This window comes from Rhizosphaericola mali, assembly GCF_004337365.2.
Classification (GTDB): Bacteria; Bacteroidota; Bacteroidia; order Chitinophagales; family Chitinophagaceae; genus Rhizosphaericola; species Rhizosphaericola mali.
Genome location: NZ_CP044016.1, coordinates 348,210 through 361,197 on the forward strand (window position 1 = coordinate 348,210; position 12,988 = coordinate 361,197).

Genomic DNA, 12,988 nt, shown 5'->3' on the forward strand with positions numbered 1-12,988 from the left:
AACCGGTAAGTTTTTGGTCTTTTCAAATTTTATATTAAGAGAAAAAGTAATGCTTTTAATAATTGGGATTACAAATTTTATGCATTTTTATTAACATTACAATTGTTGTAGATGTTAAATTCTATAATTTAAATTGTAACAATAAATCCGTGTTTTTTTGGATAGCATCATTTTCAAACCCCGCCAAATAATTCTTTGTGGTTTTTAAGGAACTATGTCCCAAAGCTTCGCTTATAAATTCTGTTGATACGCCGCTATTCTTTAATATAGTTGCAAAACTATGTCTTGCATAATATGTCGTCACAGGTTTATTAATGCCTAAATTATGGGAGATTTTTTTCATATGCTCATTTACGAGATGTATGAGAAGTTGGATTTTAAGTCTTTGTTCTTCCAATGACATTCCAATTTTTAAACATGGGAAAATATAACTTTCTGAGTGTATAGGCTTTTGTCCCCATTTGGAAATTATCTTTCGAATATCGTCTTTAATGGCAATTTTAATAGGTTCACTTTGAATTCTTCGAGTAGCAATAGTTTTAGCTCTTTGAAACACGATAAAATCTCCTTGGATATCTTTATATTTCAAAAGACACATGTCTTTAACATTTAGACCATTACATAGATAAATGAATATCCAATAATCTCTACTCATTTCATCAACGCTATAAGGATCTAGTTCGCAGTTATAAATCTTACCTATTTCTTCGAGAGATAGTGCTTTTTTAATGTTTCGTCCCATTGGTATGGAGTATTTACGGCTCCCAAAAGGGTAATCCGCATGTTCCATTACTCCATTTTCAATAGCAACATTTATAATGGCTCTTAAGGATCTTAGGTAAATACCTACAGTTGTAATGGAATTACCTCTTTGTAAAAACCAATGTTCATAATTTTTAAGGAATTCAACAGTTATATGTTTAAATTTTAAGTTGGGCTTAAATTTATGCAAGGAAATACAAGCGTTTCTGTAAGAATGGGAACTGCCTATTTGCTCATTTTGTTTGAGTTTACTGATATATTGATCAAATGCAATTTGAACTGTGGTTGTAGGAATAGATTTTGGGAAAAATGCAGTCTCAAATGCCTGAAAAGAGAAGCTAGATAACGAATTACAGCATAGCTGTGCTCGGATTTTTATATCATTTATAGAGTGATATATGTTTTTTAAGGAGCCTCTAACATTTTTTGTTTCCATGGTTTCCCAATCAGCCAAACTTGCATTAAATCCTGTGGAGTAATATTTTCTTTCTCCTTTAAAAGTTATTCTTAGCTTTAGGGGGAATAAGGTATTTTCTTTGGATCTTCTTTTATCCGGGATAATAGTAATAACAGGAAAAGCTTGTTTCATAGTTCTAAATTTGATACATGATTTGATACATGTAATTGATAATTAAATTTTGTATCTATAAAACAAAGTAAAAACTAAAATTGCTACAGACCAATAGGGACAAGGCTTCTGTGAACTAACTATAAATAATTAAAAATAACTAAAACTATATTTTTTGAGACTGTTAATCAGAGGGTCGTTGGTTCAAGTCCAACAGGGGGAGCTGAAAAGAGTTACAAAATTGTAACTCTTTTTTATTTATCCAAACTCTCAATTGCTTTTTTAATTTCCAATTCTTTCGCATATTTCTGTATTTGAATAGGTTCGCTTACACGTTCCTTACAGTCGGCGATAGAGCAACGTTCACAAGTTGTATGAACGGTTTTGTTAATGATATTGGGATCATTTAAAAAGTTCATCAATTTCATTAGATTACCGTCAATCAATAATCCCAAAGTGACACTTCCAGAATTCTCAGATTTTTTATCGATCGGAGGTTTGGAGATCGTAATACATAAATATCGATTTTGCGTCTGCCAATAATGTGATATTTGAATATCGATATGTAGATCCTTATATTTTTTCTTTTCTGGTAATGCTTGCTGATTTTGTATAGCTGTAATCGCGCCCCATCTTCTACAATAATGCTCGTTTACCAGATTCGCATGCGGATTGTGTAATTGGGATAAATGTAGTTCTTTACTAATATCAAAACCATTTTTATCCGAACCATACATTCTCAAAAAGAAAAGTTGATTGATACCAAAGTGATGTGGCAATATACTCGTCAATCTTTGGATAAACATTTCGGTGGTGATATTATATTTATCCAAAATATCTAACCAAGCCTGTCCATTCCATGTGGAAGTGGAGGATATTTGTTTAAAATCTTCCGCAATACTTCCTTCTGGAATTAATATCGCCGCAGCAAAATAAGAAGCAAATAGGTTATTTAACAATAAATCAAATGATTTGGAATGTTGCACAATTGTCTCTAGCGGACGAGGATTTAGCTCTAAATATTGAAAAGCAATTTCCCTAGCTAAGAGAAAATTTTCCTGCGCATTGGTAAGATGCTTATTGATGTAAAATGTCTTTTTGGTCGGACTATAATAGGAGCGTAGGCGATTTAAAACGGCACTATGTCCCATTTTTTTTCTGTCAATTTGAATACTATAATTTTTTTGTAAAATAGATTCTAACTTCTCGGTTGTTATTGGAATCGCATCCGATAATTTGGATTCTTCTCTCCATCTATTCGCCGCATTTTCAAATTTTTCAAAATAATTATAATGCAAATCTTGAAAAGATTGCAACGCCGTAAAGTAAAAATTGTCTTTTGTAAGGTGAAATGCTCTGGATATTTTCACTAAAGTTGTGATGAATGCCGTAACCTTATCGGGGGTATTTGTAAAAATTTCCAATAAGGTTGCAGGTGCGATACCAAAATGCTCCCATGGAATGACATTAATAAATTCCGAACTAATAATATCAATTAAAGGCTGAATTTTTTTGTCTCCAGAAAGGGAAACTAGATAATCATAATCTACTCCAAGTGCTTTTGCAAGTGTCAATATTTTATCTGCTTTGGGATATTTTTTTCCATTTTCAATATCATGTAAATAGGAAATCGTGATTTTACTCTCTTCAGAGAGCTGCTGATACGAAAGATTTTTTTGTAATCTTAGACTTCTCAGCTTTAACCCAAATATTAACCTAACACTTTCATTTTCAGTAATCATAGCTAAACAAAAATCTTATTTTTTCATCTATTTTCCAAAATTCATCTAAAAAAGAAAAAAAATAAAATAGAGAAAATTTCGCTAAATGGATAATTTTTATAATTTTGGTAAAAAATAACGATATGCCAATTCCAACTACCTACACATTAGAGGTGGGAAAGGATTCGATTTCTTTTCCCGAAATACAAGGAGTAGAGCAAGTGCTCACTGCTGAAGCCATTGAATTTTTGTCTGTGTTACATTCCAATTTCGGAAAAGAGCGTCAAGTGCTATTACAAGAAAGAGCGCAGGGACAAAAGGATTTGGATAAAGGTAAATTGCCCGATTTTTTGCCAGAGACAGAGAACGTACGCAATAGTGACTGGGTAATCAGTCCCGTTCCTGCCGATCTTCAAGATCGTAGAGTAGAGATTACTGGTCCAGTAGAGCGCAAAATGATTATCAATGCGTTAAACTCGGGCGCCAAAACTTTCATGGCGGACTTTGAAGACAGTAATACGCCCAATTGGGAAAATATGATTCAAGGCCAAATCAATTTGATGGATGCCATACGAGGTACTATTTCTTTAGACTTAGGAGCTAAAAAATATAGTTTGAATAAAGAGGTAGCGGTCTTATTAGTTCGTGCTAGAGGCTGGCACATGGAGGAAAAACATTTTCAAATAGATGGTGAGAATATGAGTGGATCACTATTTGATTTTGGACTTTATTTTTTCCATAATGTGAAAGCTCTTTTGGAGAAAGGATCTGGTGTGTATATGTATTTGCCTAAGACAGAAAGTTACAAAGAAACAAGACTTTGGAATAAAGTTTTCGACTTTGCAGAGGAATATTTTTCTGTGCCTAAAGGAACTATAAGAGCGACCGTCTTGATCGAAACTATTACAGCTGTATTTCAACTACATGAAATTTTGTTTGAATTAAAAGAGCATGCCGCAGGATTGAACTGTGGACGTTGGGACTATATATTTTCTTTTATTAAAAAGTTTAAAAATATACCCAATTATTTGTTTCCAGATCGCTCTCAGATAACTATGACAGTTCCTTTTATGCGTGCTTATACACAATTAGTTATCCAAACTTGTCATAAGCGTAATGCCCATGCAATTGGAGGTATGGCTGCTCAGATTCCAATAAAAAATGATGATGTTGCGAACTATAATGCTATGGAAAAAGTAAAGGCAGATAAGCTAAGAGAAGTGACGGATGGGCATGATGGTACCTGGGTGGCGCATCCTGGGCTGGTAAAAATAGCTATGGATATTTTTGATGATAATATGCCGCAACCAAATCAATTAAACAAAAAAAGAGAAGAGTTTACAACCTCAGCTTCGGAATTATTGGCTTTACCTAAAGGAAAAATTACAGAAGCTGGGCTTCGCTTAAATATCAACGTAGGAATCCTTTATATAGAAAGTTGGTTGCGTGGAAATGGTGCTGCTGCAATCTATCATCTTATGGAAGATGCGGCGACCGCTGAGATATCTAGAACTCAGGTGTGGCAATGGGTTCAGAATAAAGCCAAATTAGACGATGGAAGGACCATCGACAGATCTTTATATGAAACTATAAAAATGGAAGAACTAGAAAAAATACATTTACTCGTCGGAGATGAGAAATTTATTCATGGAAAATTTAAAAATGCCATTTCTATTTTTGATGAATTGGTATTGATATCAGATTTTCAAGAGTTTTTCACTACAGATGCTTACAAATCCATTCAATAATTTTAATCAAACTACAATTTATTTTTATGAGTAATCTTACAACTATTGATCAAATAGCCCAAGACTGGGATATGAATCCACGTTGGAACGGTATCGAGAGACCATACAGTCCATTAGATGTTTTGAAATTAAGAGGTAAAGTAAATATTGAGTATAGTTTGGCACGTCAGGGTGCAGAGAAACTATGGAATTATGTAACTACACAAAGTACTACAACGGCTCTCGGTGCATTAACAGGAAATCAAGCAGTACAAGATATCGCCGCAGGGTTACAAGCTATTTACCTAAGCGGATGGCAAGTGGCGGCTGATGCTAATATTGCCGGACAAATGTATCCTGATCAATCTTTGTATCCTGCGAATTCAGTACCCGAAGTAGTGAAAAAAATTAATAACGCACTATTGCGTTGCGAGCAAATTGACTCTGTAAATGGAGACAATGCAAAAGATTGGATGGCGCCTATAATTGCAGATGCAGAGGCTGGCTTTGGTGGTAATTTGAATGCATTTGAGTTGATGAAAGGTATGATTGAGGCTGGTGCTGCTGGTGTACATTTCGAAGATCAGCTTTCTTCTGCAAAGAAATGTGGTCATTTGGGTGGAAAAGTATTAGTACCAACAAAAGAAGCCATTGATAAATTGGTTGCTGCTAGATTAGCTGCTGACGTAATGAATGTACCTACGGTGTTAATTGCTAGAACAGATGCTGAAGCTGCGAATTTATTGACTTCGGATATTGATCCTAGAGATTATAAATTTTTGACAGGAGATCGTGCTAATGAAGGCTTCTACTATGTTAAGAACGGTATTGATTTATGTATTGATCGTGGTCGTGCTTATGCCCCTTATGCAGATTTATTATGGATGGAGACTTCGAAACCAGATTTGGGATTGGCAAAAGAATTTGCACAAGGTATTCATGAAAAATTTCCTAGAAAAATGTTGGCTTATAATTGCTCTCCTTCTTTCAATTGGAAAAAACATTTATCCGAAAATGAGATGCAGGAATTCCGAGAAAAATTGGGCGAATTAGGTTTTAGATTCCAATTCATCACTTTGGCTGGCTTCCACGCATTAAATACTTCCATGTTTGAATTGGCACATGCATACAAACAAAGAGGAATGGCGGGGTTCTCCGAATTACAAGAACGTGAATTTGGACTTCAGGATAAAGGTTTTAGAGCGGTGAAACATCAAAGTTTTGTAGGTACTGGCTACTTTGATTGCGTTCAAAATATAGTTCAACAAGGTAAGGCTTCTACGGTCGCAATGAAAGATAGTACCGAAACAGCACAATTTGCCTAACCTTAAATAAACTAGGGCCTTGTCTTAATGCAAGGCTCTCCTTCTTTTGTAAATCTATTTTTTAAACTCAAAATTATATACTATGGTAGAATTAGGTGTGAAACATAAAAATATTGATTTGAGTAAATATGGTATTAAACCATCCATTGTCAATTGGAATTTGACTACAGAAGATTTAGTAAGTAGGACGCTGGAATTAGGACAAGGTAAACTCAATGATACTGGTGCACTATGTGTCAATACGGGTAAATTTACAGGAAGATCTCCGCGTGATAAATTTATAGTCAAAGATGAAATAACGGAACATTTAGTTGATTGGGGGCAGATAAATAATCCTATATCGCCATTGTTATTTGATAGTTTGTATAATACAGTTTGTTTACATATTAAAGATCAAGAAATTTGGGTGAGAGGTGTAAAAGCTTGCGCGGACGAGCGCTATAAATTAAATATTCTAGTTGTCAATGAAACTCCTTGGGCTAATCTTTTTTGCAAACAATTATTCATACGTCCCGAAGATCAAGCTATCACTAATTTCGATGCGGATTGGCTGATATTACAAGTGCCTTCGTTTTTGGCTGAGCCCAGTATTGATGGAACAAGGAATGAAAATTTTACAATAGTTAATTTCACCAGAAAGATTATTCTAATAGGGGGAAGTGCTTATACTGGTGAAATGAAAAAAGGAATTTTTAGTGTTTTAAATATGTCTCTTCCTCATTACGATAAAGTGCTGCCAATGCACTGCGCCGCGAATGAGGGGACAAATGGAGACGTTGCTTTGTTCTTTGGTCTGAGTGGAACGGGGAAAACGACACTAAGTACAGATCCTGAGCGCTCTCTTATTGGAGATGATGAGCATGGCTGGGCGGAGGGTTCAATATTTAATTTTGAAGGAGGCTGTTATGCAAAATGTATCAATCTCACACAAGAACATGAGCCGCAAATCTATAATGCTATCAAGCACGGTGCATTAGTAGAGAACACTACGTTTTATCAAGATTCCAATCAATTAAATTATTCTGATAGTTCCATTACGGAAAATACTCGAGTTGCCTACCCAATTGATTATTTGGAAAAAATAAAATCACCATCGCATGGCAATGAACCGACCAATATTTTCTTTCTTTCTTGTGACGCATTTGGGGTATTACCTCCCATTGTAAAACTGAATAAAGAACAAGCAATGTATTATTTTTTGAGTGGTTATACTGCAAAAGTGGCTGGTACTGAAGTGGGAATCGCGCATCCTGTTTCTACATTTTCTGCTTGTTTTGGAAACGTATTTTTACCCTTAAATCCAGTCATTTATGCCAATTTATTAGGTGAAAAACTGAGTAAAAATGAGAAAATAAATGTTTGGATGGTAAATACGGGATGGGTTGGAGGGCCTTATGGAGTTGGTAATAGGATTAAACTAGCATATTCTCGCCAGCTAATTAAAAGTGCAATTGATGGAACTATTCATCAAGGTGGCTACAATACACATTCGGTGTTTGGATTTCAAATTCCTCTAAAATGTCCTAATGTTCCTAATGAAGTATTAAATCCTAGAATTCAATGGGATTGCCCAGAAGCCTATGATAATGCGGCGATAGAATTAGCACAGAAATTTGTGAAAAATTTCGAACCTTATAGAAAAGAAGCGAATGCCGATATTATAAATGCCTCTCCTATAACTGTGAGACTGGCAAATGCTTCTTAAAATCTACTCAAACAATTAATATCGATACGAAAAGCAAATAAATTTTTTGTGAATAAATACTATTTAACTTTTTCTTAATTGAACTATTATAGTTTACCTGAATCAAAATTTAAACTACATGCGGAGTAATTAATACTCCGTATTTTATGATAGCTCCTTGAATGTGTTTAGTTTTTCCAAATCCAAAATTGTAGTTTTTCCATCTTCACTCTCATGGAACATGGGAACAAATTTCGCATTAGGAATAATTTCGTCTGTAATATAGGACGTTCTTTTCATTACATTATTGGCGTATACGTCATCAAAACCATTGATCGAAACATAAATTTCTAAGTCTGCCTGTTTCATTTCTTCTGTCGATAAATGTATTAGCGGGCTATTATCGTCAATGGGATGTACAATCGTCCAATTCATTACAAGATTATCAATATGTTTTCTTTCCAGTTCTAATTCGTAAAATTTATAGTTGTTTTTACCATTTTCATGTACCAATAAACTTGCAGTAACTCTTATCGAAACATTCGTTAGCGCATGCTTATTTTTAAAAGATACAATTCGAAACATTAACCCATGTCCTCCACGATATGGTGCGATAACTGCATTATGGCTAAAAGAAATATGTGCTTTAGGTCTGGAAAATCTTCCATACATAACACCTGTTGCAACCGCAAAAGATGCGAATCCTGAAGCAGCTTCTAAGGAAGAGATAATATTGGCTGCATGCCCGACGGGGTTAACTCTCCCATAACCAACCGTAGTAAATGTTTCAGTACTAAAATAAAATACTTCTGCAATTCTACCCCAACAAGATTTTGCAATGATCCCTTGTAAGCTATTCATTCCAAAGAAAAGATAGAGTGACGTGTAAACTATATTTATAGTAAAGTAAAACAGTAAGAGTGTAAAAATAAATTGCCAAGTAGACATACTCAAAAGCCAATTATAAATACTCCAACGTTGCCAAATAGGAACTCCTTGTTTGACTATATTGAAACTACCATCCTTATTGATAAATCTACCTCCAAAATCTTCTACTTTATTACTAAAGCCGGTATCATCATTGGTTTTGAGTCTGTGTTTGTGATTGAGAAAGGAAGGCATAGATGGTTTTTGAAATAATTTTAGAATACAAAAGTAGCTGTTTTATACAAACAAAAAACCTCGCTATATTATATAGCGAGGTTTTCAATATTTGAGATTCGGAAGATATTAATCTTCGTCTTCGTCTTTTACTTTTCCTTTGTTTTTCGCCATTACTTCTTCAGCAATATTATTAGGAGCTGGAGTGTAATGAGAGAATTCCATTGTAGAAGATGCACGACCAGAAGATAAAGAACGTAATTGAGTTACATATCCAAACATTTCACTCAATGGAACTTTAGCTTTGATAACTTGTGCATTGTTACGGCTATCCATACCTTCCATCATACCACGACGACGGTTCAAGTCACCTGTAACATCTCCCATGTATTGATCAGGAGTAGTTACTTCTACTTTCATGATTGGTTCCAACAATGTAGGTTTAGCTTTTGCACCAGCGTGGCGGAAACCAGCTTTTGCTGCTAATTCGAAAGACATTGCGTCAGAGTCAACAGGGTGGAAGCTACCGTCAAATACACGGATTTTCATGTTTTCAACAGGGAAACCAGCTAATACACCAGTACTCATTGCTGTTTCGAAACCTTTGCTTATTGCAGGGACAAATTCACGAGGGATAGATCCACCAAATAAATCATTTACGAATTGGAAAGATTTACCTTCATTTTCTTTCATCCATTCAGCATCTGCAGGTCCGATTTCAAATTGGATATCCGCAAATTTACCACGACCACCAGTTTGTTTTTTCAACGTTTCACGGTGAGAAATAGTATTACCGAATGCTTCTTTATAGGCAACCTGTGGTGCACCTTGGTTTACTTCAACTTTGAATTCGCGTTTCATACGATCCAAAATGATTTCCAAGTGCAATTCACCCATACCACGAAGGATGGTTTGACCAGTTGCTTCGTCTGTATTTACACGTAAAGTAGGATCTTCTTCAACTAATTTGGAAATAGCCATACCCATTTTATCTACGTCATTTTGAGTTTTAGGCTCAATTGCGATCGCGATAACTGGTTCTGGGATGAACATGTTTTCCAATACGATTGGGAATTTTTCATCACAAAGTGTATCACCAGTTTTGATTTCTTTGAAACCAACAGCGGCTCCGATATCACCAGCTTCGATAAATTCAACAGGATTTTGTTTGTTCGCGAACATCTTCATGATACGGCTGATACGTTCATTTTTGCCACTACGCATATTTTTAACGTAAGAACCCGCATCTAAATGTCCAGAATAACAACGGAAGAATGCCAAACGACCAACGAATGGATCAGTCATGATTTTGAATGCTAAAGCAGAGAATGGCGCTTTTGCATCTGGAGCACGACGCTCTTCTTTATCTGTATCTGGATTAACACCGATAGTATCACCTACATCTACTGGAGAAGGTAAGTAACGACATACCGCGTCTAATGCAGTTTGTACACCTTTATTTTTGAAAGAAGAACCACACATCATTGGGATGATGCTTAAGTCGATCGCTGCCTTACGGATAGCTTCGTGCATTTCATCTTCTGTAATAGAATTAGGATCTTCAAAGAATTTTTCCATCAAAGTTTCGTCGTATTCAGCTACGGCTTCAACTAATTTAGCTCTCCATTCTTCTACTTCCTCTACCATATCTTCAGGTACAGGGATCTCTGTATAGGTCATACCTTCAGTAGAATCATCCCAGATGATACCTACATTTTTAATCAAGTCAACGACACCTTTGAAGTTGTCTTCTGCACCGATTGGTAATTGTAATGGAACTGCATTGGCACCTAACATGTCATGCAATTGTTTTACAACCATCAAGAAATCAGCACCTTGACGGTCCATTTTATTTACGAAACCGATACGAGGTACACGGTAACGGTTTGCTTGACGCCATACAGTTTCAGATTGTGGTTCTACACCATCAACAGCTGAGAACAAGGCAATCAAACCATCCAATACACGCATAGAACGTTCTACTTCTACAGTAAAGTCTACGTGACCTGGAGTATCGATAATATTAAAAGCGTAATCTTTAGTATCTGATGTTTTTTGACCTTGTACTGTTGGGAAAGGCCATTTACAGCTAACCGCTGCAGATGTAATGGTAATACCTCTTTCTTTCTCTTGAGCCATCCAGTCGGTTGTAGCACCACCGTCGTGTACTTCACCGATTTTGTGAATCATACCAGTGTAGCGCAAGATACGCTCGGTAGTAGTGGTTTTACCGGCATCGATGTGTGCGGCAATACCAAAGTTGCGTTGTAATTTCAAGTCCGCCATAAAACGAAAAATATTTATTTTTTACATGAAAGTGGAAAACAATCCCAATTTCGGGCGCAAAAGTAAATAAAAATTGTGTTAATTCGATATTTTTATTTATAAAGCATCTATGAATTCTTTCTATAAATAGTAAAATGTGGATAAATGAAAATATAAATTATTTATACAAACTGAATAATTTTCTATTTGCTTGAAAATCAATCTGCTGAAAAATAAAATAAATAAATTATAAATTTTTATTTTTTTACGAAAAAAATTAGGATTGAAATTGTCAATCTTGTTTGATAGCTTCAATATCTAAATTAGCATTTGGAATATTGACCAATGCTTTGATGATTTTGCCATCTATTGTATCCGATTCATCTCTTTTAAATATGACAGTGCCTCCATAAGATTGCACTTCGAATGTATCTTTTGCAGTATTGACAACCTCAATGGCTCCTATAGGAGAAACAATTTCAAGTGTAGAATCGTTTTTGGCACTTACTTCTGAGATGATCACTTTGCCATTTTGGTCAAATTTGTATTTACCGCAATATTCACTCATGTTGTTTTTAATTGAGATAAAGGATAGTGAAAGGACGAGAATAACGATACTTAAGAAGGATTTTAGAATTTTCATAAAATTGGTTTATTGGTTTTTGCAATGACATACTTGACCAAAATTAAATCACTTAGTATAGTAAATGGGTGACTCAATTTTAATTAATGTATTCTTAATCTTTCATTTTTCAGATTATAATACCTATTCATCAATATCAAATGAAAGAATGAAAATATCTATTTTAATTATTTATCCTTTCCCAATTTTAGAGGATTAAAAGTTGAGTCATTTTTAGTTTTTGCTTTTTCTAATATAGAATCTATTGTATTATGTGTTTGTGTCGTGGGGAAGGTCATGCGGTTATTTTCATAACTGTTGGTACTTTGATTGTTTTGAACCATCCAATAAATAACTCTAATAAGAATAAAACCACCAAAAAGCCAAAATCTGATTGAACGATCAGAAAAAATAGCAGGTTTGTTTTCCTGTCTGTAATGTTTTTTTATGATTTCATTATTTTTTTTAATGAGCTCTTCTTGAGTAGGGGAAACATTTAAAGTCGTAAGCATTTTACTAATAGCGAATGCTTTTTTTATATTCGGAAATTGTAATTCAACTATCAAGTGAGTCAAGCCATGGCTTATTTCTTCTCGATATTCGATCAAGAATTCGGGAAGTGTATTGAAAAAAGTTGCCCAATTTTGGTCTTTGTTAGTCCAAATGTCGATGATTTCTAATTTGGATAAATAGTTATCTCTACTAATATTTCGAAATTGAAAAAAGGATTTTTCACAAAAAAAAGTAAAGCTTTGAAAAGCGTCAAACAAGTCCTCTTTTTCCATAAATTTCTGAACTGAAAGCCAAGTGGTAGCATCTTTAAAATTACCATTTGATAACAAAATCTTCATAGTCTTATCAAATGGAATAATCATATATGGCGATATAAATCGGACAAAATCAAATGTAACCTGAACGTTATGTAAGGATTGAAATGTAGAAAAATCTATTCTTCCTTTTTCGATCAATTGTAATAATGCAGGCTCCTGCCAAATTTTTTCATGAAAATCTAATCTCTGCAAAAAATTAGGTTGTTCTATTTCTGTTAAAATATCTTGTTTGTTGTAGGAAAAATCTTCAATAGTTACAATTCCTATTGATTCTAATGCAAATTCGGCTTGAATTCTTTTCTTTAAAATAGCGGGTTGTGACAACTCCTCTATAGGAATTTCACAATGATTAAAAAATCGAATAGGGGAGATGTACTGCATAA

The 12,988-nt window shown here is 34.6% G+C and carries 9 protein-coding genes; 3 read left to right on the plus strand and 6 right to left on the minus strand.

All coding sequences use genetic code 11. The features are described 5' to 3' along the window. Positions 1-121 precede the first annotated feature (121 nt). Entirely contained in the window at positions 122-1,351 is a 1,230-nt protein-coding gene (locus E0W69_RS01445; protein WP_131328254.1) for a tyrosine-type recombinase/integrase, read from the minus strand. Between the two features lie 233 nt (positions 1,352-1,584). Next, positions 1,585-3,072, minus strand: coding sequence for an XRE family transcriptional regulator (locus E0W69_RS01450; RefSeq protein WP_131328255.1), 1,488 nt, complete (start codon positions 3,070-3,072; stop codon positions 1,585-1,587). Between the two features lie 122 nt (positions 3,073-3,194). Here E0W69_RS01450 and aceB point away from each other — a divergent pair, with 122 nt between their 5' ends. The 3 genes from aceB to pckA all read left to right on the plus strand — a co-directional run bounded on the left by aceB (position 3,195) and on the right by pckA (position 7,808). After that, entirely contained in the window at positions 3,195-4,799 is a 1,605-nt protein-coding gene (gene aceB / locus E0W69_RS01455; RefSeq protein ID WP_131328256.1) for a malate synthase A, read from the plus strand. A 26-nt stretch (positions 4,800-4,825) separates the two neighbouring features. Continuing rightward, the gene (gene aceA / locus E0W69_RS01460) at positions 4,826-6,103 is read left to right on the plus strand and encodes an isocitrate lyase (protein WP_131328257.1); all 1,278 of its coding nucleotides are present in this window, start codon (positions 4,826-4,828) and stop codon (positions 6,101-6,103) included. Positions 6,104-6,185: 82 nt separating this feature from the next. Continuing rightward, positions 6,186-7,808, plus strand: a complete 1,623-nt coding sequence (pckA, locus tag E0W69_RS01465; RefSeq protein WP_131328258.1) for a phosphoenolpyruvate carboxykinase (ATP) — start codon at positions 6,186-6,188, stop codon at positions 7,806-7,808. A gap of 144 nt (positions 7,809-7,952) precedes the next feature. Here pckA and E0W69_RS01470 read toward each other — a convergent pair whose 3' ends face one another. The 4 genes from E0W69_RS01470 to E0W69_RS01485 form a co-directional block, all read right to left on the minus strand. Further along, positions 7,953-8,909: an ion channel gene (locus E0W69_RS01470; protein WP_131328259.1), complete on the minus strand. Its 957-nt coding sequence runs from the start codon at positions 8,907-8,909 to the stop codon at positions 7,953-7,955. Positions 8,910-9,017: 108 nt separating this feature from the next. Beyond that, positions 9,018-11,174 (minus strand): elongation factor G, encoded by a 2,157-nt coding sequence (gene fusA, locus E0W69_RS01475; protein WP_131328260.1) that lies wholly within the window; start codon positions 11,172-11,174, stop codon positions 9,018-9,020. A gap of 271 nt (positions 11,175-11,445) precedes the next feature. Beyond that, positions 11,446-11,796, minus strand: a complete 351-nt coding sequence (locus E0W69_RS01480; protein ID WP_131328261.1) for a hypothetical protein — start codon at positions 11,794-11,796, stop codon at positions 11,446-11,448. A 167-nt stretch (positions 11,797-11,963) separates the two neighbouring features. Continuing rightward, on the minus strand, positions 11,964-12,986 hold the full coding sequence (locus E0W69_RS01485) for a hypothetical protein (protein ID WP_131328262.1): 1,023 nt from the start codon (positions 12,984-12,986) through the stop codon (positions 11,964-11,966). Positions 12,987-12,988 lie beyond the last annotated feature (2 nt).

What these genes read in the sequence shown, in the direction of transcription:
- E0W69_RS01445 (WP_131328254.1), bottom strand. Translation starts at nt 1,351, where the DNA reads ATGAAACAAGCTTTTCCTGTTATTACTATTATCCCGGATAAAAGAAGA.
- E0W69_RS01450 (WP_131328255.1), bottom strand. Translation starts at nt 3,072, where the DNA reads ATGATTACTGAAAATGAAAGTGTTAGGTTAATATTTGGGTTAAAGCTG.
- aceB (WP_131328256.1), top strand. Translation starts at nt 3,195, where the DNA reads ATGCCAATTCCAACTACCTACACATTAGAGGTGGGAAAGGATTCGATT.
- aceA (WP_131328257.1), top strand. Translation starts at nt 4,826, where the DNA reads ATGAGTAATCTTACAACTATTGATCAAATAGCCCAAGACTGGGATATG.
- pckA (WP_131328258.1), top strand. Translation starts at nt 6,186, where the DNA reads ATGGTAGAATTAGGTGTGAAACATAAAAATATTGATTTGAGTAAATAT.
- E0W69_RS01470 (WP_131328259.1), bottom strand. Translation starts at nt 8,909, where the DNA reads ATGCCTTCCTTTCTCAATCACAAACACAGACTCAAAACCAATGATGAT.
- fusA (WP_131328260.1), bottom strand. Translation starts at nt 11,174, where the DNA reads ATGGCGGACTTGAAATTACAACGCAACTTTGGTATTGCCGCACACATC.
- E0W69_RS01480 (WP_131328261.1), bottom strand. Translation starts at nt 11,796, where the DNA reads ATGAAAATTCTAAAATCCTTCTTAAGTATCGTTATTCTCGTCCTTTCA.
- E0W69_RS01485 (WP_131328262.1), bottom strand. Translation starts at nt 12,986, where the DNA reads ATGCAGTACATCTCCCCTATTCGATTTTTTAATCATTGTGAAATTCCT.